Here is a 19992-nt window from a genome sequence, read left to right as displayed (position 1 = left end):
CGGCGGATGGGGGCTTTCAGCATAGTATTGCCTTTTCTGGTACTGGTTACTTTCTTCTTTCCTCAATATTCACGCGCGGCGGAGATAAACTGGTCAAAGGTCAGGTCCTCGAATATATACCTCTTTTATCCGGGCGTGAGCTCGTGGGAATTCCTCAATAGCGATGACCACAAGCTGGGAGCCAGGGAGATAAAAAAAGGCAAGAAGAACTGCGGCCATTGCCATCTTGAAATGGACGGTGGGCTTGACCTCAAGGCCGATGAGATCGCCTCGGGCGCCATCAGGATGAAGAGGTCTCACAAGCCCTTCGAGCCGGAACCGCTGCCGGGCAAAAAGGGCGTCATCACAACCGAGGCGCAGGCGGCTTACGATAACGATTACCTCTACCTGAGGTTCAGCTGGGACTCAAAAGGGGCTTCCTGGAGCCAGAAGGGCAACACCCCTGACAGGGTCTCCATACAGATGAACAAGTCAGAGCAGGCTTTCCGCAACTACGGCTGCTTCATTACATGCCATAACGACCTGAGCACGATGCCGCAGGCCCCATCAAGCGGCGATATCGGGCGTGTGTATAAGGGCAGGGACGAAGCGCGTCTTTACGCCTATTACGCCAAAAGCTCCTGGTCCGAGAGGAGGGCGGACGCGGATTTAAGGTCCAGGGACGGTATTATCGACCTTAAATCGATCCAGTTCGAGGGCGGAAGGGTGTCGTCTGAAGACGGAAGGGTCTTTGACGACAGGGTATGGGACGAGAAGCCCGGCTTCGAGGGCGCAGGGTCATGGTCTTCGGGTAAGTATATCGCGGTCTTCAAGATAAAGCTCGGGAGCGCTGGCAGATATAACGTAGCGCTCTCGGAAGGGGACGTGGTCACAATAGGGTTGGCAATACACGACTATGGTACGGATAAAAGAAAGCACTACGTATCATTGCCTGTTTCCGTAGGGCTCGGCGCGCGGGAGGCAGATATCGAGGCCGTAAAGCTCCAGAACTGACAGGTCTTCAGGGCAGATGGGTGACAGAGAGGACATAGACGTACTGGATTCGAAGGTTGCCCGGCTCAAGGTCGAGTACGAGCAGTACTTTGCCAGGGTATTGAAGCGGGAGCCCGCGCAGATCCGTGACGAGGTCGACAAGGCCATACTTTCGCTCAGCAACAGGACCATAAACAACACCGCCTTAAAGTTCAGGCTCAACGCGGTCGTCTCCAAGTACAACTCTTACAAGCAGTACTGGGGCAGGGTGCTCCGCGCCATAGATGAAGGCACCTATGTGAGGAAGGCTGAAGGCTTGAGCGGTAACGGTGTTGCCGCGCAGAGGCCTTCCGTACCACCCGCCCCTGAGAGGCCGAGGGAGGCCAACGGGGGCGCATTCGAGGATGTCTACAGGAGGTATGTCGAGGCGAGGAAGGAATGCCATGAGCCTACGGACGGCATCACGTTCGAAGGGCTCAAGAAGACGGTAGAGCAGTACAGGAAAAAGATAGAAGAGCAATACAAGACAAGCGAAATCGATCTCAAGGTCTCCATAAAGGACGGGAAGGCGAAGCTTACCATAACACCAAAAAAGGCCCCGTTTTAAAATCTTAGACTTTCCTCTTGCATTCTTTTATAATACAGTATTCTGATACACTCGGCAGAGCCTTCCGGCCATGTAAGCCGGTTTTTTATTTTACACCATTGACCTCTCATTCTACGGTAGACTGTGAATATAGGTAGATTGTTCAGGGACAGCCTGACCCACGCCAGACTCAAGTTTAAGGGCTTTTTCGTACCTCTTATCCTCTTCGCGGCAGCCTTATCCGCCGGCAGGCTCTATTTTTTCATAAAATATCACGATACCTACTCCGGGATAGACGCGAGCTCGATAGCCTGGGCCTTTGTCCAGGGCATGCGCTTCGACCTCTCTACCGCGGCCCTCATGTCCGCCCCTGTCTTTCTCGTCCTTTTTTTTCCTGGCATCTCTCTTAGCAGGCTTCTCAGAAGGGCGCTTTTAGCCACGCTCCTGGCCTGGTACGCCGCGTTGCTCGCCTACAATTTCATAGACATACAGTATTATTCTTTCGCGCAGAGGCACCTCACCTTCGAGCTGTCGAATACCTGGCGCGACACCGGCGTCATAGTAAAGATAGGGCTGGCGAGGTACGTCCCGGAGTTCATCGCCCTCGTTCTCTTCATTGTTCTCTTCGGCTCCGTCTATATCTATCTGGCAAGGGAGAAAAAGAGGTCGCCGCTTGCCGCCCCCGGAGGCTACCTTGCCTCCATCGCAGTTGACGCCGGCGTCTTCCTCGCCATAGCGGCCCTTACGGTTGTCTTAGCGAGGGGCGGGGTGCAGATGAAGCCGCTCAGCATCAAGAACGCGTTCTCAAGCGACAGGATAGAGGTCGGGACGCTGGCCTTAAACGGCATATACTCCACCTTTAATACGCTCTATAACAACAACGAGGACAAGAACCTGGAGATATTAAGAAGGACGTCCTTTGAGAAAGAGGCCGACGTACAGGGCTTCATAGTGGACAGGTCCAAAGAGGGCGCGGCAGAGGGCTATCCGCTCTTCAGGAAGTTCAATTATCCTGACGGCGAAAGAAAGAATATGAACGTCGTCATCTTCGTCATGGAGAGCTGGAGCGCCAAGTTCATAGGCTCTCTCGGAGGCAAAGTAGAGGCGGCCCCGTTCTTCAGCTCCCTGTCAAAAGACGGGATGCTCCTCAATAACTGCTTTGCCAACGCCCAGAGGTCTTACGAGGGGCTTTCAGCCACCCTGGGCTCTCTGCCTTCCTGGAAAAAGATGTCTCTCGACCAGGGAGGGCTCCTCTACCAGACCAGGCTTGAGCCTGCCGTGAGCTCGCTTAAACGCTACGGCTATGAGACCATCTTCGTCCACGGCGCAAGGCCCGGCTCTCTCGGCTTCGATTCGCTCGTAAAGAGGTTCGGCTTCCAGAGGCACATCTCAAGGGACGACTTCGACGACTCAGGCGACGACGGCACATGGGGCATATACGACGAGTATACCTTCCAGAAAGCCGATGAGGAGTTCTCGAAAACGCGGGAACCATTCTTCGCGGCCATCTTCTCACTCAGTTCCCACACGCCATATAAGCTCCCATCAAAGGAGTTCGAGCACTTCGGAAGCGAAGTGCAGTACAGCGCTTTTCTGAACTCGATGAGATACTCTGATCATGCCTTGAGGAAGTTTTTCGAGAAGGCCAGAAGATCGGATTATTTCAAGAACACTATTTTTGTGATAGTCGGCGACCATACGGAGGGGCATTCTACCCGGGAAAGCGTCTACGAGGGCTACCGCGTACCGTGCCTTTTCTACGGGCCGGGCGTAAAGCCATCGGTAGACCAGGCAGTAGCGAGCCAGGTGGACATACTGCCCACTGTCTTCGACATGCTAAAGGTCCCGGCGCCATTTACGTCATGGGGGAAATCCGTGCTTGCGGAAGGCGAGAGGAGGGCGCTGCTTCCGCGCGGCGACATGTTCGTGTGGGTGAACGGGCGGTATATGCTCGTAACAGACATGAATGCCCCGATGGGCCTGTATGATTACAAGGCTGACCCTGCCAGGGATATCTTGAAGGACGGAGCGGAGTCAAAGGCCCTGATGGAAGAGTTCCAGCAGTACCTGAAGTTCAGCTACGACCTCATACTTTCAAATAAGGTAAGGCCGCCGCAGTAACGGCCTCAATAAAATCTGGGTTTTTCAGAAAACCGTTAGAATTTACACTTGTAATAAAAAAGGCGGGGCCCATCCCCGCCTTCATCGAAGCTTTGAACCTTTTAGCCTTGACCAGCCAACGCTTCAGCGTGTTCAGCATTCAAAAAGGCCGGAATCTATCAGCTGTTTGAAAGAAGAGACGTAATATTCGGCGTGAGAGCCTCTTTTGTCTCTTATCCGTATCGTTATTCCATATGGCCGGAGCGCCTGGAACGCGTCTTCATCGGTCGTGTCGTCGCCAACATAGAACGGCAGGTGGTCCGGGGCAAGTTTCTTCCAGACCCACAGCACCGCGTCCCCCTTGTTCCAGTGCGCATGAGGCCGTATCTCGACGAGCATTTTGCCGTAAGTAATTTTAAGCCCATGGCGCGCGAGCGCGGCGGCGGCCTCTTGTTTAACGATCTCCTTCGCTTTGCTGTGGTTGCTGCGTTCCACACGCCTCAAGTGCACCGCTATCGAGAGGCCTTTGTCCTCCAGATATATTCCTGGTATTCCTGAAAGCGCCTCCCGCATCACTTTTGCGAGACGGCTGAGAGGCCGGCGAAATGCCTCGCCCTTCTTAAGCAGGATCTTGCCGCCGGAATATATCTCGGCGCCGTGGTTGGCGGCATAGATGATATCCGTTAGACCGACCAGCCTGCGTATGTCCTTTAACGACCTGCCGGTGACGATGGCCAGCTTGAGGTTCCCGTCCTTCGAGGCTTTTTGGAGCCAGGCCGCGTTCTCATCCCTGATAAAGGCCCTGGATGGGTCGTCGACAATCGGGGAAAGCGTACCGTCAAAGTCGAGGAAGATTATCTTCCTGGTCCTTGAGCCTGTCATCAGCTGGCGCGTATGTTGGTGAGTTCAGTGATTATATTGGCCGCCCATCTGTAAATATTGTTTTCGCGCACGATCTCCCGCATCTTCCTCATGCGCTCTATCTGTTCTGATGAGTCCATCTCGAGAGCTGTCTTTATGCTGTTGGCCATCTGCTCGATGTCATACGGGTTTACCAGGATGGCGTCTCTGAGCTCACGGGAGGCTCCAGCGAAAGTGCTGAGTATGAGCGCGCCTTTTTCGTCCTCCCGTGAAGCTATGAACTCCTTGGCCACGAGGTTCATGCCGTCATGGAGGGACGTTACCATGCACAGGTCGGCGTGGCGATAGAACGGCTCGATCTCCGCGTGCGAGAAATGCCGCTTCAGGAATACGATAGGCTTCCAGTTGGCCGACTGGAATTTCCAGTTGATCCGGTCTACCTCTGAGAGCACTTCCCCGACGAAATCGTGATAGCTCTTTATGTGCTCCCTGCTCGGAGCCCCTATCTGGACGAATGTGAATACCTCGCGGTATTCGGGGTTTTTTTCAATGAAGCGCTCAACGGCCCTGAGCCTTTCTATGATGCCCTTTGTGTAATCGAGGCGGTCAACGCCGATCCCGAAGACAGAGGCTCTTACCCCCAGTTCCCTGAGCAGGTCCTCCTTGCTCTGGCCTATTGGCCCGAGCGGCTGACCGCTGAAATCGACGCTTATGGGAAAGGGCTTGACGATGGTTGAGTGCCCCGACCTGGTCGTGGAAAAATTTTCCCAATTGGTGCGGCATTCAAGCGTCCTGTCGACAGTTTCAAGAAAGTTGTTGCAGTGATACTGCGTATGGAACCCTATAAGGTCCGCGCCGAGCATCCCGTGGAGTATCTCGCGTTTCCAGGGGCAGATGCCGAAGGCTTCGGGATTGGGCCAGGGTATATGCCAGAAAAGGGCGATCTTCGCGTCAGGGTGCCGCTGCTTGATAAGCCGCGGGAGTATGGAGAAGTGATAGTCCTGGATGAATATGTAAGTCCCTTTCCCGATCTCGTCGTCAAGCGACCTGGCGAACCTTAAGTTGACCTCCTGATAGCGCGCCCAGTCGTCTATCCTGAAGGTCGGGCGAGTATGGGCTATGTGGCACAGCGGCCACAGACCCTCGTTGGAAAGGCCGTAATAATAGCCTGCCTCTTCCTCCTGGCTGAGCCAGATCCTCTTGAGGACATACTGCGGGTTGTCAGGCGGCACGAGCACCATGTCTTTGTTATCCACGGTCTCTCTGTCGGCATTGCCGGACCCATGCGCGACCCAGAGCCCCGAGCATGCCTTTAATATCGGGTCAAGCGCGGTAACGAGGCCGCTTGCCGGACTGAGGCACTCGATGAGCTTGCCGCTCCGCACGTGCATGTAGGGCTCCCGGTTTGAGACCACTATAAGTTTGCTGTCCTGCAGTTTCTCACGCACATGCAGCTTAAGCCGTTCAGCCGTCCACTTGGAATCGGCCTGGTTTCGGAGCCTCGCCTCCTCCTCGACCTGCGTGCGGGCTATTGCCAGGCTTTTTACGATACTCGATATCTCTTTGGATATCGGCTCGAAAATGCCCTCTTTAGGGAGCTTGAACAGGCCGTCGGCCTTTCCCCTGTGCATGCTTTTTATCCATTCGGACATCTGGGCGATGGGGCCGATGATGCTCCAGCGTACGATGACAAGCGTGATTACAGAGATGATGAGCGCGTTCGCGAGTATCCTGATAAAATTCCTCCGCCAGATACCCGATATATGCTCTTCGATATAGGAGATGTCGGTGAATATGACGACCATGCCGGTATTGACATTCCCGTCAATGGTCGTCGGAAGGGCATAGATATACATCGGCAGGGAATCTACCTTTTCGTAGGTGCCCTTGCCAGTCTCCCCCTCGTGGTCTTTCAGTATGAAATTCAGATCATCAGGGAGCTTCCCGGCCAGGCCCTTTGACAATGAAACAGGCTTGCCTGAGTTGTCGAAGACAGCGATGCCTTCGACCTGTTTGCCGGCGCTTATCTTTTCAACGATCCTGTCGAGCCGTTTGGAAGGAGCTTCTGCTATAAGGGGGCCTGTAGATTCCTTGAGCCCCTCGGCGAGAAGCCATACGCGGTGCTCGAGGTCTGTGGTGAGCCTGTCGCGTTCCTGTTGGACCGTCAGGTATGTCGCGATCCCTGAAACGGCGGTGACCGCGATCACCAGCGCCACAATAAGTCTTCTGGTTATCCGCATGGAGGTCATTATAGCCCCAATGTCGCCTGGAACACAACCCGCGTGAGCTAAGACTTTGTTTTGCTGGCATTAAGTCATTGAGGGATCTCCTGTCGAGCGGCGGTTATGTGAATGGGCAGGGGAGAAAAAAATATTGGTTGAGCCGATAAAAAAAGGCGGGGCATCTGCCCCGCCTTTCTGTTTTTTCATAAGGTCTGCCGGCTTAGTCCTTAAGCCCCTCTTTTACCCTGAGCTTTGCCAGGGCGTAATCGAGCCTGTCCTGCGCCTTAGGCAGCGCCGAGTCGTCCTGATGGAGGGTCTTCAAGGCCTCTTCAGCCTCCCTTGCTTCAGCCCTCACGCCATCGAGGTCTATCTCATGCTCTTCCGTGGCTGCATCTACCAGGATAGTGGTCTTCTCGGGCAATACCTCGGCGTAGCCTCGGTTTATGGCAAGAAGAGCCGTATCAGTACCGCTCTTGTATATTATTTCTCCGGGCTTGAGGACTGTTAAAAAGGGCGTATGGCCTGCGAGCACGCCAAACTGCCCGGCCTGTCCCGGGGCGGTTACCTCATCGACCTCTTTGGAGAGGAGCCTCCTCTGGGGTGTTACTATTTCAAGTAAAAAGGTGTTTGACATAAATCAGCTCTTATCCCTTCGGTTAAACGCTCGCCCTTATCTTCTCGGCCTTCTCAATAGCTTCCTCGATGGCGCCGACCAAGTAGAAGGCCTGCTCCGGGATGTCGTCGAGCTCGCCGTTGGCGATCATCTGGAAGCCCTTGATGGTGTCCTTCACGCTCACGTACTTGCCTGGCGAACCGGTGAACTGCTCGGCGACGAAGAACGGCTGGGAGAGGAACCGCTGAATCTTCCTTGCCCTCGATACCACGAGCTTGTCATCCTCGGAGAGCTCGTCCATGCCGAGGATGGCGATGATGTCCTGAAGGTCCTTGTACTTCTGGAGTATGGCCTGCACCTGCCTCGCAGTGGCGTAGTGATCGTCGCCGACGATTTGCGGGTCGAGGATCCTTGAGGTCGAATCAAGCGGGTCGACCGCGGGGTAGATGCCAAGCTCGGCTATCTGCCTTGAAAGGACGGTCGTGGCGTCAAGGTGCGCGAAGGTCGTGGCCGGGGCCGGGTCCGTAAGGTCGTCGGCCGGCACGTATATGGCCTGGACCGAGGTGATGGAGCCCTTTACAGTAGAGGTGATTCTCTCCTGGAGGCCGCCAATGTCGGTGCCAAGTGTTGGCTGGTAGCCGACCGCCGAGGGGATACGACCGAGGAGCGCCGAGACCTCTGAGTTGGCCTGCACGAACCTGAATATGTTGTCTATGAAGAGGAGGACGTCCTGATTCTCTTCGTCCCTGAAGTACTCCGCCATCGTAAGCGCGGTTAGCGCGACCCTCGCCCTCGCTCCCGGGGGCTCGTTCATCTGGCCGTAGACCAGCGCGGTCTTGCCGAGAACTCCGGATTCCTTCATCTCCTCCCAGAGGTCGTTGCCTTCCCTGGTCCTTTCGCCGACGCCGCCGAAGACCGAGAAGCCGCCGTGCTGCATGGCGACGTTGTTTATAAGCTCCATGATGAGGACCGTCTTGCCGACGCCAGCGCCGCCGAAGAGGCCGATCTTCCCGCCCTTCAAGTACGGGGTGAGGAGGTCGACGACCTTGATGCCGGTCTCGAAGACTTCCATCTTGGTCGATTGCTGGGCGAATGCCGGGGCTGGGCGGTGTATGACGTACTGCTTATCGGACTCTATCGGCCCCATCTCGTCGACAGGCTCGCCTATGACGTTTATTATGCGCCCGAGGACAGGCTTTCCGACCGGGACGGTTATCCCGGCGCCGGTATCCCATGCCTCTGTGCCCCTTACAAGGCCTTCAGAGGAGTCCATGGCTATGCACCTTACGGTATTCTCTCCCAGGTGCTGGGCCACCTCGGTCACCAGGTTCCATTTTTCCCCGCTTATGCTCTGGTTGGTCACCTTTACGGCGTTATAGATGGCCGGGAGCTTCCCCGGGGGGAACTCGATATCGAGCACAGGACCTATGACCTGTGTAATCTTTCCAATGTTCATTTGGGACATTTCAGGAAGACCTCCTTACGGAATCTGTTAGTTACGGCTGCTGAAAAAGCCCATCTGCGTCGTTGTCTTCGTCGCTCGCATATGGAGCTTTTTGATCAGCCTTAATAAAAATCAGCGTTTTACAGCCTGCCTATCACTTGAGCGCCTCGGCGCCCCCGATGATCTCCATCAGCTCCTTGGTTATAGCGGCCTGGCGGAGCCTGTTGTAGACGAGGGTCAAGCCGCTTATCATCTGTCCGGCGTTCTTTGAGGCCGAGTCCATGGCCGTCATCCTCGCACCGTGCTCGCTGGCCGAGGTTTCAAGGAGCGCCCTGAAAGCCTGCACCTCGACGTACCTGGGCAGGAGGCTCGCAAGGACCGCGTCCTCAGCCGGCTCGTACAGGTAATCGCCGCCCTCTTCCTTTTTCTCCTCGTTCTGAGGAGCGACAACTGGCAGGAGCTGCTGGAGGACCGGCTTCTGGGTAAGGGCAGACTTGAACTCGCTGAATATGATATGGACCTCGTCGATCTCGCCCTTCAAGTAAGCTCCGATGATATCATTGGCTATCTCGGCGGCCGAGCCGTAGTTCGGCCTCGCGTTGCCCATGTTCCGGGAGTTGATCAGTTTGATGCCGCGCTTCTTGAAGTACTCTCCGCCGCGCCTGCCGACGAGATAGAGGCTTATCTCCGCGGAAGGGCGCTCCCTCATGAACCTCTCCGCGTTCCGGAGGAGCTGGGAGTTGAAGCTTCCGCAAAGGCCCCTGTCGGAGGTGAAGAGCATGAGGCCGACCTTGTTGCCGCCTCTCGCTTCAAGCAGGGGGTGGCTGTCGGATGAGGCCTTTGAGGCGAGCGAGCCTATGAGCTCGAGCATCTTTTCGGCATAGGGCCTCGCGGCCACGATCTCGTCCTGCGCCCTTTTGAGCTTGGCGGCGGAGACCATCTTCATGGCCTTCGTGATCTGCCGGGTGTTCTTGACCGACTTTATCCTTCTTTTTATGTCCTTAAGGCTTGGCATCTATTGGGTCACCCTGTGATAGTCTTTGTATTACTTGCCCACTGCCACAAAAAGGCCCTTCAGGTCGTCGAGCGCCTTGTTGAGCTTCGCCTTTACTTCGTTATCTATGTTCTTCTTGGTGCGGATATCCTCTATGATGTCCGCGTGCCTGCTCTCGATAAAGGATATGAGCTCTTCCTCGTACCTTTTGAGGGCCGAGTTGGGATAGGCGTCTACGTAGCCGTTTGTGGCGGCGTAGATTATCAGTACCTGCTTTTCAATCGGAAGGGGCTTGTACTGCCCCTGCTTCAATATCTCGACGAGCTTGGATCCCCTGTTGAGCTGCTTCTGTGTGGCGGCGTCGAGGTCGCTGCCGAACTGCGCGAAGGCCGCGAGTTCCCTGTACTGCGCGAGCTCGAGCCTCAGGGTGCCGGCAACCGACTTCATCGCCTTTATCTGGGCGCTGCCGCCGACCCTGGAGACCGAGAGGCCGACGTTGATGGCCGGCCTTATGCCTGAGTAGAAGAGGTCGGTCTCGAGGAATATCTGCCCGTCGGTGATCGATATGACGTTGGTCGGGATATAGGCCGAGACGTCGCCTGCCTGCGTTTCGATGACCGGCAGTGCCGTAAGCGAGCCGCCGCCGAGCTTATCCGAGAGCTTCGCGGCCCTCTCAAGGAGCCTTGAGTGGAGATAGAATACGTCGCCGGGGTAGGCTTCTCTGCCCGGAGGCCTGCGCAGGAGCAAAGAGAGCTGCCTGTAGGCGACCGCGTGCTTCGAGAGGTCGTCGTATATTATCAGGGCGTGCATGCCGTTGTCCCTGAAGTACTCGCCTATGGCGCAGCCCGTGTACGGGGATATGAACTGAAGCGGGGCAGGGGAGCTGGCGGTGGCGGCTACCACGACCGTATATTCCATGGCTCCGAACTGCTTGAGCTTCTCGACTATCTGCGCGACGGTGGACTGCTTCTGCCCTATCGCGACATATATGCAGAATACGTTCTGCCCCTTCTGGTTTATGATGGTGTCGATGGCGACGGTGGTCTTTCCTGTCTGACGGTCGCCTATGATGAGCTCCCTCTGGCCCCTTCCGATGGGTATCATGGCGTCTATGGCCTTGATGCCGGTCTGGAGAGGTTCCTTGACAGACTTCCTCGCGACTATGCCGGGGGCCTTGAGCTCGACCCTCTTGTACTCGGCGGCCTCGATCGGCCCCTTGTCGTCTATGGGCTGGCCCAGGGCGTTAATGACCCTGCCCATGAGCCCCTTGCCTACAGGCACTTCGACTATCCTGCCGGTCCTCTTTACCGGGGAGCCCTCTTTTATCGTCTGGTCGCTTCCGAATATGGCGGCGCCGACGTTGTCCTCTTCGAGGTTGAGGACCATGCCGTAGAGGCCGCCGGGGAATTCGAGGAGCTCTCCGGCCATGGCCTTCTCAAGGCCGTATATCCTGGCGATCCCGTCGCCCACCGATATTACGGTGCCGACTTCCTGTACGTCTATTTCCTTCTCAAAACCCTTTATCCGGGTCTTAATGAGCTGGCTTATCTCCTCTACCTTGATCATCGTCTAAACCACCCCTTCGAGTATTTTTTCTTTCATGAGTTCAAGCTGGGTCTTGAGGCTGCCGTCAAGGATGGTGTTGTCTATCCTGAGGACAAGCCCGCCGAGTAGCTCAGGGTTGTATTTGCAGGTGAGTATGACCTCTTTGCCCGTTGTGGCGCTGAGCTTCGTCCTTATCTCTTCCGCGAGGGCCTGGGAAAGCTCGGCAGGCGATTCGACCGTGGCCCTTATCCTGCCCGCGATGGCGTCCTCGAACCTTGAGTATGCCTCGGCTATATCTTCTATGAAACGGATATTCCTGGTCTCGACGAGTATGTCGAGGAACTTCGCGACGTGGGCCGAAAGTCCCGTAGAGGCGGCAACGCTGTCCATCAGGGCCTTTCTCTCTTCGAGCTTGTACATGGGGTTCAGGAGGGCCTTTTCAAGCTCCGGGTTTCCCCTGAATACGGCAATAACGGTCCTGAGCTCCTTGCCGTACCTGTCCCATGCCCCTTCTTCCTTGCCGACCTCTATAAGGGCCTTCGCGAACCTCTTGGATGCGGAACTCTTCATCAGTTAAGCCTCAGATTGTTTAGGTATCCTTTTACAAGCCTCTCCTGGTCAGCAGGATTGAGCTCCTTTTTCAATATCTGCTCCGCAAGCTCTACAGAGAGCTTTGCGGCCTCTTCCCTTATCTCGAGCTTCGCTTTCCTTATCTCCTGCTCGGCGGCCACCTTCGCCTGCTCCTTGAGCCTCTCGGCGGCTTTGCCGGCGTCAAGTATCATTCTTTCTTTTTCGGATTCACCCTCTGCCCGGAGCTCGCTCAGTATCCCGGCGACCCTTTTATCGAGGAGCGAGAGCTTTTCCCTGTACTCGGCAGCCTTCTTCTCGGCCTCGTCCCTGGCCATTTGAGCCTCTTCGATGGCCTTTTTTATATCGGTGCCCCTCTTGTCAAGCAGACCCTTTATGACCTTTGTCCAGACGAAGTATACTCCTATGGCGAGTATCGCGAAGTTAATGAGCTTCCATGTCGAGCCGTTCCCGCCGTGCTCGCTCTCCGAGGCGAACGCGATGGAGGGGAGAAGGATAGCAAGGACGAGCAGGCCGGCTATGTTCCTGTCGAGAACCTTGCCGGCTATTTCCCTGGCAAGCACGCTCGCTTCCGCCTTAAGGCCCGCAAGGGCGCTTCCTTTGCTTGCCGAAAGCTCGGTCCTTATGGATGAAAGCCCTTTGGCGGCATCTACCCTGGCCGCTTCGATTATGGCCTTTTCCTTTTCCTGGGTCTCTTTTCTCATCCTGGCGCGTTCTTCGTGCCCCTTTACAGCAGCTTCCTTGAGCTTCCTGTCATAGTTCAAAAGGCCTTCGGCAAGCTCTTCTTTAGTAAGGGAGGCCTTCTTCAGATTGCCGTCTATGCGCTCGTCCCGCTCCCTGAGGACCCTCTGAACAGGTTTGTAAAGAAACTGGTTCAAGATAACGAGGAGGATGAAAAAGCCGATTACCTGGAAAAGAAGGGTCTGGTCGAGTGATATCATCTTTTATCCGTACGCCTTGGATTTTTTAACGTTTTTTAAGAGAGCCGATACGCTTAAGCCCTCAAGCCCAGGGTATGAGGACCGCCTGGCAACGTGCGTTCATAAGGCCGCCGCGCATGCCGAAATGGTTGTCTGGGTTGTGAAGTTTGGCCTTGCTAAAGCTTAAACAGGGTATTGCTATCACATGCCAAAGTTCGTTGTCAAGCTATTTGTACGCAGGGCGTTCTCCTGCTTATCGCTTGTCTTTTCGTTTCCGACCCGGCGTCTTTAATGGGGAGTTGACAGGGAAAAGAAACTCAGGATAACGAGGGGTCCCGGGCGCTTTGACGGGTGGTTCTTAATACTACAGTCCCTTTTAATTTTTCGGGATTTTAACACAGGGGGGAAGACTCTTCAATCGTTATTTGAGCCTGTTGAGTTGTTGCCCGGAAGGGCGTTTGCCCGGCTCTCCTTCATTATCTGGCTTGCGGCGGTTTCGCAAGGGCCGTTCTTTTCATGATAGACCTTTTTTGGGCCTCAGGGCCTGCTCATCCTCTGGCGCATGGCGAGGTCCTGCTGGCGCATTATGAGGAAATCGAGCCTCTCGGAGAGCGCTTGAAGCCGTTCCTTTTGTGGCTGCGGAGTCGACTGAAGCTCCTTCATCACGTTTACGAGCTCCCTTAATGCCATAAGCGTCTCCTGGGTCAACTGCTGGCTTTCCATATTAAGGAACGGGTCCCCGGACGGAAACCTCTGGTCAGGGAACTGAGCCAGAGAAGTACCCGGCGATGTCAATGGACCGGCGAAGGTAAACAGTAGCAGGACAACGACCGGCCACGCTCTTTTCATGCTCATGACCTCCGTAGGGTATGTGGCTGAAAGGCGGCAGAACCCGCCATTCAGCCTATACAATTTACTATAGCAGAGAATCCCGAGAGGTAGTTGTGGGCTACCGGGGGAGATTCCTTCCTTTCCATACGGCGTAGATGGCAGGGAGGACAAGGAGCTCGAGGAGGCCCGATGTGAACATGCCGCCGACCATCGGGGCGGCTATCTTCTTCATGACGTCGGCCCCTGTGCCGGTGCTCCACATGATGGGAAGAAGTCCCGCGATTATCGCGGTCACGGTCATGAGCTTTGGGCGCACCCTCAAGACAGTTCCGTCGATTATGGCCTCGTGCAGGTCAGCCCAGTTGTTCATCCTGCCGGCCTCCTTCCTCTGGTTGTAGGCCTGGTTCAGGTAGATGAGCATGACTATGCCCATCTCCGCGTCAAGTCCGGCCAGGGCTATGAACCCCACCGCCACGCCTATCGAGAGGTTATACCCGAGGAGATAGATCAGCCACGCCGCGCCGATGAGCGAGAACGGTATGGCAAGCAGTATTATGAGGCACTCCGTCAAGCTCTTGAAGTTGAAGTACAGGAGCAGGAATATGATGAGGAGCGTAAGCGGTATGATGACCTTGAGCTTGGAATACGCCCTCTGCATGTACTCGTACTGTCCGCTCCAGCTGACGTAATAGCCCGGCGGGAATTTTACGTTATCCGCGACCGCGGCCTTTGCCTCTTTTACATACCCGCCGATGTCCCTGCCCCTTACGTCGACGAATATCCAGGTCGTAAGAAGGGCGTCCTCTGTCCTTATGCCGGGCGGGCCCATCTTGATCTTCAGGTCAGCCACCTGGTAGAGCGGTATGTGGTCGCCTGACATGGTCGGCACAAGCACCCTGCCGAGCTTGTCGACGTTGTCCCTCAATTCCCTTTTGTACCTTACGTTCACCGGGTAGCGCTCAAGCCCCTCGACGGTCGTGGTCACGTTCTCGCCGCCTATGGCTGACATCACCACGTCCTGTATGTCCTCTATCCTGAGGCCGTACCTCGCGGCCTCCTCTCTTTTTATGTCTATGTCGAGGTAGTAGCCGCCGACTATCCTCTCGGCGTAGGCGCTCGAGGTCCCCGGCACCTTCTTGACAGCCGACTCCACGTCGAGGGCGACCTTCTCAAGTTCGTTCAAGTCCTTGCCGAAGACCTTTATGCCCACCGGGGTCCTGATACCTGTCGAGAGCATGTCTATCCTGGCCTTTATCGGCATCGTCCACGCGTTCGTTATGCCGGGGAGGTCGAGGGCGGAGTCCATCTCCTCGATGAGCTTGTCGGTTGTCATGCCGGGGCGCCACTCGTCCATGGGCTTCAGGTTTATTACCGTCTCGAACATCTCGAAGGGCGCCGGGTCCGTGGCTGTAAGCGCCCTCCCGGCCTTGCCGAAGACGCTTTCGACCTCAGGGAAGCTCTTGATTATCTTGTCCTGCGTCTGGAGTATCTCGGCGGCCTTTGTTACCGAGACGCCGGGGAGCGTAACGGGCATGTAAAGGAGCGTCCCCTCGTTGAGAGCGGGCATGAACTCGCTTCCGATCCTGGCGATTGGAAAGGCCGTTAAGGCGAGGGCCCCTATGGCGGCGAATATCGTCGCCTTCCTGTACTTCAAGACCTTTTCTATGGCCGGCCTGTAGACCCAGATGAGCGACCTTGTAATGGGGTTGTGCTCCTCGGGGCGGATCTTGCCCCTTATGAATATCCCCATGAGGACCGGCACCAGGGTGATGGAGAGTATGGCGGCGGCGGCCATGGCAAAGGTCTTTGTGTAGGCAAGGGGCTTGAAGAGCCTGCCTTCCTGCGCCTCCAGCGTGAATATGGGCATGAAGGAGACGGTTATGATGAGGAGCGAGAAGAAAAGGGCGGGGCCAACCTCCTTCGCGGCCTGCGTGACGATATCCCAATGGGGCTTGTTGCTTCCGTTGCCGCTTTCGCGCTCGAGGTGCTTATGGCAGTTCTCGACCATTATGATGGCGCCGTCTATCATGGCGCCGATGGCTATGGCTATGCCGCCGAGGCTCATGATGTTGGCGTTGATGCCCATCGAGTACATGACGATGAACGAGACGAGTATGCCTATGGGCAGCATTATTATGGCGACGAGAGATGACCTGAAGTGGAGGAGGAATATTATGCAGACTATCGAGACGAGGATAGACTCCTCTATGAGCTTCTCCTTCAAGGTCTCTATGGCCCTGTAGATAAGCTCGCTCCTGTCGTAGACGGGCCTGACGCTCACGCCTGGGGGTAGGCCGGCCTTTATCTCATCGAGCTTTGCCTTGACCCCGTTTATGACGGTGAGGGCGTTCTCGCCGAAGCGCATGACGACTATGCCGCCCACGGCCTCACCCTCGCCGTCAAGCTCCGCAAGGCCCCTTCTTTCATCCGGGCCGATCTCTACCCTCGCCACGTCCCGTATCCTTACGGGCGTGCCGGTGCGGTCTACCTTCAAGACGATATTCTCTATGTCGGGGATGCTCTTTATGTAGCCGAGGCCGCGGACCATGTACTCCCGTTCGGCCATCTCAAGGACCCGGCCTCCGGTGTCGCGGTTGCCCATCCGGAGGGCCTTTACCACGTCGTCTATGGTGACGTCGTGGGTTACGAGCCTGTTGGGGTCTATGTTGACCTGATACTGTTTTACGAAGCCGCCGATGGAGGCGACTTCAGATACCCCTGGCACTGAGGTGAGCTGGTACCTTACGAACCAGTCCTGTATGGAGCGGAGCTCCGCGAGGCTGTATCCCTTGCCCTCAAGGGCGTACTCGTAGACCCAGCCTACGCCTGTGGCGTCAGGGCCGAGAGAAGGGGAGACGCCTGAGGGGAGCTTGTTGGCGGCGAAGTTCAGGTACTCGAGGACCCTGCTGCGGGCCCAGTAGATGTCGGTTCCGTCCTCGAAGATTATATAGACAAAGGAGACCCCGAAGAAGGAGTAGCCCCTTACCACCTTCGCCTTCGGCACGGCAAGCATCGCCGTCGTGAGAGGATAGGTGACCTGGTCTTCTACGACCTGCGGGGCCTGCCCCGGGTATTCGGTAAAGATTATGACCTGTACGTCAGAGAGGTCGGGTATGGCGTCTATCGGGGTCTTGTATATGGTCCATATGCCCCAGCCTGTGATGAAGACGGTGAAAAGGAGTACAAGGAGCCTGTGCTTTACCGATATCTCGATTATCTTCTTGAGCATCAGCGCTTCTGCCCCTGGGCAGGCGCTTGTCCGGCCGCCTCTTCGCCTTTCGCGTGGCCCATGGAGCTTACCGCGGCCTTGAGGTTGCTTTCGGAGTCCACGAGGAAGTTGGCCGAGGTCACGACCCATTCTCCTTCAGCAACGCCCTTTTGCACCTCGCGCATACCATCGCCCATGGCCCCGAGCTTCACCTCCCTGGGCTCAAAGGTGCCGTCGCGCCTGTCCACTATCACAAGCTGCCTGACACCCGTGTCTATGACGGCGGATTCAGGCACAGAGAGCGGCCGCCTGGCTATGGGCACCGATATCTCGATATTGAGGTACATCCCGAACTTGAGCCTGTGCTCCCTGTTGGGGAGGGCGAACCTCACCTTGGCGGTCCTCACCTCTGTGCCTTCCTCAGGGGTGTACCTTATGGAGCCGAGGTGGGTGTATATGTGCTCTATCTTCCCCGTATACCTGTCTGTGGGTGAATAGGCCGAGGTAAGGAGAGCCGACTGCCCCATCTTTATGTAAGGCATCTCGTACTCGTATATCTCGCCGTATACCCAGACGCTGGAATGGTCTATGATCTTGAAGAGCGGCTCCCCGGCCTCGATCTTCTGCCCTTCGACCACCATCTTCTCGGTAACCGACCCGCCGGCCGGGGACCTTATGGCCATTGTCCTCGCGGCAGTGCCCCGCGCCTCAAGTGCGTTTATCTGGTCTTCCGTTATGTCCCAGTACCTGAGCCTCTGCCTTGCGGCCCGCAGCAGCGTCTCGGCCCCTTCGCGCGCGTCTTTATACGGGCTATCCTTCACCTTCTTGAGGCCCTCGAGCGCGATCAGGTACTCCAGCTGGGCTGAGACGAGCTCCGGGCTGTATATCTCGAGGAGCATCGCTCCCTTGCCGACCATCGCGTCGGTCCTGTTGACGTAGAGCTTTTCTATCCAGCCCGGTACCTTGGCCGTTATGATATGGACCTTCTCTTCAATTGGCTCTACCCTGCCGACCGTGCGTATGACGTGGTTTAATGGCCTTCTCTCAACGGGCTCTGATTTGACGCCTATCTTCTGAATGCGCTCCGGTGTTATACGCACCGTGCCGGGCTTCATGGCTTCGGCAGCCGCCTCGTCTTTGTAGACTGGTATGTAGTCCATGCCCATCGGGTCTTTCATGGGCACAGGCGATGTCACGCCCGGGTCCATCGGGTTCCTGTAGTAGATTATCCCGCGCTCGCCTTTCTGCCTGGCTACCGCTGCCGACGGTTCCTTATCGCCATGCGTAAGGAACCACACGGCGGCAGAGCCGGCCATGAGCCCGATAGCCAAAAATAAGAGTGCGGTTGTTGTTTTTTTCATTCAGTCATGTCCGCAACACCTGTAGATTCAAGGGATGTCGCGCCTTTCCTTATGTCAGCGCCGACGGCGCGTTCAAGCGCGGCGAGGCGCTTGTTGTATCCGAGTATCGTCCGCAGGTACTCTATCCTCGTCCTCCGGAGCTCGCGCTCGGTATCAAGGAGCGTAATGAGGTCTATCTTCCCGGCCTGGTAGTTCCTCAAGGCCGATTCATAGGAGAGCTCTACCTGCGGGATGAGGGTCGTCTCGTAAAGCTCCCTGGCCCTGTCTGACGCGCCCACCTGGATAGCGGCGCTTTTTACCTCGAAGCCCTTGCGGTTCTTCTCGTTGGCAAGCCTTGAGCGGGCGGACGTGGCCGCGGCCTTCGCTTCTTTCGCCTGAGAGTCGTACTTTCCCCTCCATATCGGTATGTTCATCTGGAACATGAGGTCGTAGTTGTCGAACCTGCCGTCCCGCTGTATGGGCGCGATGCCTACCATGAAATCCGGGTAGTAGTTCTTGCCTGCGAGGTCTGCCCCCAGCTCGCCTGCCTGTGCCGCCGCTTCCGCCATCTTAACATCAGGACTTGACGCGACCGCCGTGTCGATAAGCTCATTTGTGTCGAAGGCCGCCCTCTCTTTCGGCAGCTCTCCGGGGGAGGCGAGTTCGCTTTTCTGCGGCCTGTCAAGGAGCGATTTGAGCCTCGCGGCGGCGACCTCCTTTTCGGCCTCAAGGGCTATTATCTCGTTCGTGACCATCGACCGCTCGACGTTGAGCTTCAGGACGTCCTGCTGAGGGACCTGGCCTGTAGCGTATCTCGCCTCGGCTGTCTTCGCGGCATCCAAAAGTAGCTCTTTTATGCCCATGTTTATGCGGACCGACTCGTCAAGGAAGGCGTAATCGAAGAAGGCCTCCTTTATCATCTGCGAGACATCTAGCGTTCGGGATGAAAGCTCGGCCCTGGCTGAGAGCGCCTCTTTGGAGGCGATCCTCTCGCGCAGCCGCAATTTTCCCGGAAAGGGGAGCATCTGTGAGAAGGTGTACCTCGTGAGCATCGCGTCGTCAGGCGATATGTCGAGGGGGCGGTCGGTGGAGAGGTCCTCAAGCTCTATTTTGAGGGTCGGATCATCGAGCCTCCCAATGGCTCTTGTCCTTGCATCCAAAGACTCGACACGTTCCCTGAGGGCCCGAAGCTCCGGGTTCTTTTCCCGCGCCTCTTCGAGAAGGGGAGCGAGAAGAAGTGGCTCCTCCGCGAATATCCATGGCGAAGGGGCGAGGAGCGCAATGAGCAAAGCCGCTCGTGAGAAGACCGTCCGCATACACAAAAGCCTCCCTATGGCAGGTCAGATACGGTGAGTGAACTCCATACTGACGGTTTTCTTTGGAGTAACGATAGTGATGTTGAAAATATATCTGCCTTTCCTTGAGAAGTCCAGAGAGTTCATGTAGGAGTAGGCGTCGCCCATCTTCATGCCGATAAGCTCTTTTTCGACCGTCGTGCCGTTGGGGAAGGTCACCCTGGCCTTTACCTTCGCGCTCGTTATCGCGTTCCCGCTCTTAAATTCCTTAAGGAAGAGATCGACCATCGATTTTGCCGGGTCTGTTGAAAGGGTCGCCTTCAGGTCCCCGGCGGCTTTTGCTGTTACATCAGCATAGGACTGCGCTGAGATGAACAGGGCTCCGGCGACGGCCAGTGCCGCGGTTGATATCGTCTTTTTCTTCATTTGTATATCCTCCTTTTTCTACCAGTCGTAGAATCAATATCCAAAAA

At 56.2% G+C, this 19992-nt stretch carries 16 protein-coding genes; 3 read left to right on the top strand and 13 right to left on the bottom strand.

Annotation, left to right across the window (positions count from 1 at the left end; genetic code table 11):
* Positions 1-6 precede the first annotated feature (6 nt).
* The 3 genes from A2V21_303905 to A2V21_303895 all read left to right on the top strand — a co-directional run bounded on the left by A2V21_303905 (position 7) and on the right by A2V21_303895 (position 3679).
* Positions 7-993, top strand: coding sequence for a hypothetical protein (locus tag A2V21_303905; protein ID OIJ73484.1), 987 nt, complete (start codon positions 7-9; stop codon positions 991-993).
* A gap of 16 nt (positions 994-1009) precedes the next feature.
* Positions 1010-1579 (top strand): hypothetical protein, encoded by a 570-nt coding sequence (locus A2V21_303900; GenBank protein OIJ73483.1) that lies wholly within the window; start codon positions 1010-1012, stop codon positions 1577-1579.
* Positions 1580-1717: 138 nt separating this feature from the next.
* Positions 1718-3679, top strand: a complete 1962-nt coding sequence (locus A2V21_303895; GenBank protein ID OIJ73482.1) for a hypothetical protein — start codon at positions 1718-1720, stop codon at positions 3677-3679.
* 132 nt (positions 3680-3811) lie between these two features.
* On the opposite strand, the gene A2V21_303890 is transcribed toward A2V21_303895, so the two are convergent.
* From A2V21_303890 to A2V21_303830, 13 genes are all read right to left on the bottom strand, one after another.
* The gene (locus A2V21_303890; protein OIJ73481.1) at positions 3812-4540 is read right to left on the bottom strand and encodes a trehalose-phosphatase; all 729 of its coding nucleotides are present in this window, start codon (positions 4538-4540) and stop codon (positions 3812-3814) included.
* Entirely contained in the window at positions 4540-6735 is a 2196-nt protein-coding gene (locus A2V21_303885; protein OIJ73480.1) for a hypothetical protein, read from the bottom strand. Before A2V21_303885 ends, A2V21_303890 begins: the two co-directional genes overlap by 1 nt.
* A gap of 226 nt (positions 6736-6961) precedes the next feature.
* Positions 6962-7375 (bottom strand): ATP synthase F1 subunit epsilon, encoded by a 414-nt coding sequence (locus tag A2V21_303880; GenBank protein ID OIJ73479.1) that lies wholly within the window; start codon positions 7373-7375, stop codon positions 6962-6964.
* A 22-nt stretch (positions 7376-7397) separates the two neighbouring features.
* Entirely contained in the window at positions 7398-8819 is a 1422-nt protein-coding gene (locus A2V21_303875) for a F0F1 ATP synthase subunit beta (GenBank protein OIJ73478.1), read from the bottom strand.
* 133 nt (positions 8820-8952) lie between these two features.
* The gene (locus A2V21_303870; GenBank protein OIJ73477.1) at positions 8953-9813 is read right to left on the bottom strand and encodes a F0F1 ATP synthase subunit gamma; all 861 of its coding nucleotides are present in this window, start codon (positions 9811-9813) and stop codon (positions 8953-8955) included.
* Between the two features lie 30 nt (positions 9814-9843).
* Entirely contained in the window at positions 9844-11358 is a 1515-nt protein-coding gene (locus tag A2V21_303865; protein ID OIJ73476.1) for a F0F1 ATP synthase subunit alpha, read from the bottom strand.
* Positions 11359-11361: 3 nt separating this feature from the next.
* Complete coding sequence (locus tag A2V21_303860; protein ID OIJ73475.1) at positions 11362-11907, bottom strand: ATP synthase F1 subunit delta; 546 nt, start codon at positions 11905-11907, stop codon at positions 11362-11364.
* A complete protein-coding gene (locus tag A2V21_303855) occupies positions 11907-12446 on the bottom strand; it encodes a hypothetical protein (protein ID OIJ75039.1) in 540 nt (179 codons plus the stop codon). Before A2V21_303855 ends, A2V21_303860 begins: the two co-directional genes overlap by 1 nt.
* 936 nt (positions 12447-13382) lie before the next feature.
* Positions 13383-13694 (bottom strand): hypothetical protein, encoded by a 312-nt coding sequence (locus tag A2V21_303850; protein ID OIJ73474.1) that lies wholly within the window; start codon positions 13692-13694, stop codon positions 13383-13385.
* A 100-nt stretch (positions 13695-13794) separates the two neighbouring features.
* Positions 13795-16905 carry a cation transporter gene (locus A2V21_303845; protein OIJ73473.1) on the bottom strand — a complete coding sequence of 1037 codons (3111 nt, stop codon included), beginning with the start codon at positions 16903-16905 and terminating at the stop codon, positions 13795-13797.
* Positions 16905-18245, bottom strand: a complete 1341-nt coding sequence (locus tag A2V21_303840) for a hypothetical protein (GenBank protein ID OIJ73472.1) — start codon at positions 18243-18245, stop codon at positions 16905-16907. Before A2V21_303840 ends, A2V21_303845 begins: the two co-directional genes overlap by 1 nt.
* Positions 18242-19540 carry a hypothetical protein gene (locus tag A2V21_303835; GenBank protein ID OIJ73471.1) on the bottom strand — a complete coding sequence of 433 codons (1299 nt, stop codon included), beginning with the start codon at positions 19538-19540 and terminating at the stop codon, positions 18242-18244. Before A2V21_303835 ends, A2V21_303840 begins: the two co-directional genes overlap by 4 nt.
* Positions 19541-19564: 24 nt before the next feature.
* Positions 19565-19945, bottom strand: coding sequence for a hypothetical protein (locus A2V21_303830; protein OIJ73470.1), 381 nt, complete (start codon positions 19943-19945; stop codon positions 19565-19567).
* Between the last annotated feature and the right edge of the window lie 47 nt (positions 19946-19992).

It is taken from the genome of Deltaproteobacteria bacterium GWC2_55_46 (assembly GCA_001595385.3).
Lineage (GTDB): Bacteria > Desulfobacterota > GWC2-55-46 > GWC2-55-46 > GWC2-55-46 > UBA5799.
This window is presented reverse-complemented; position numbering and strand designations above follow the sequence as displayed.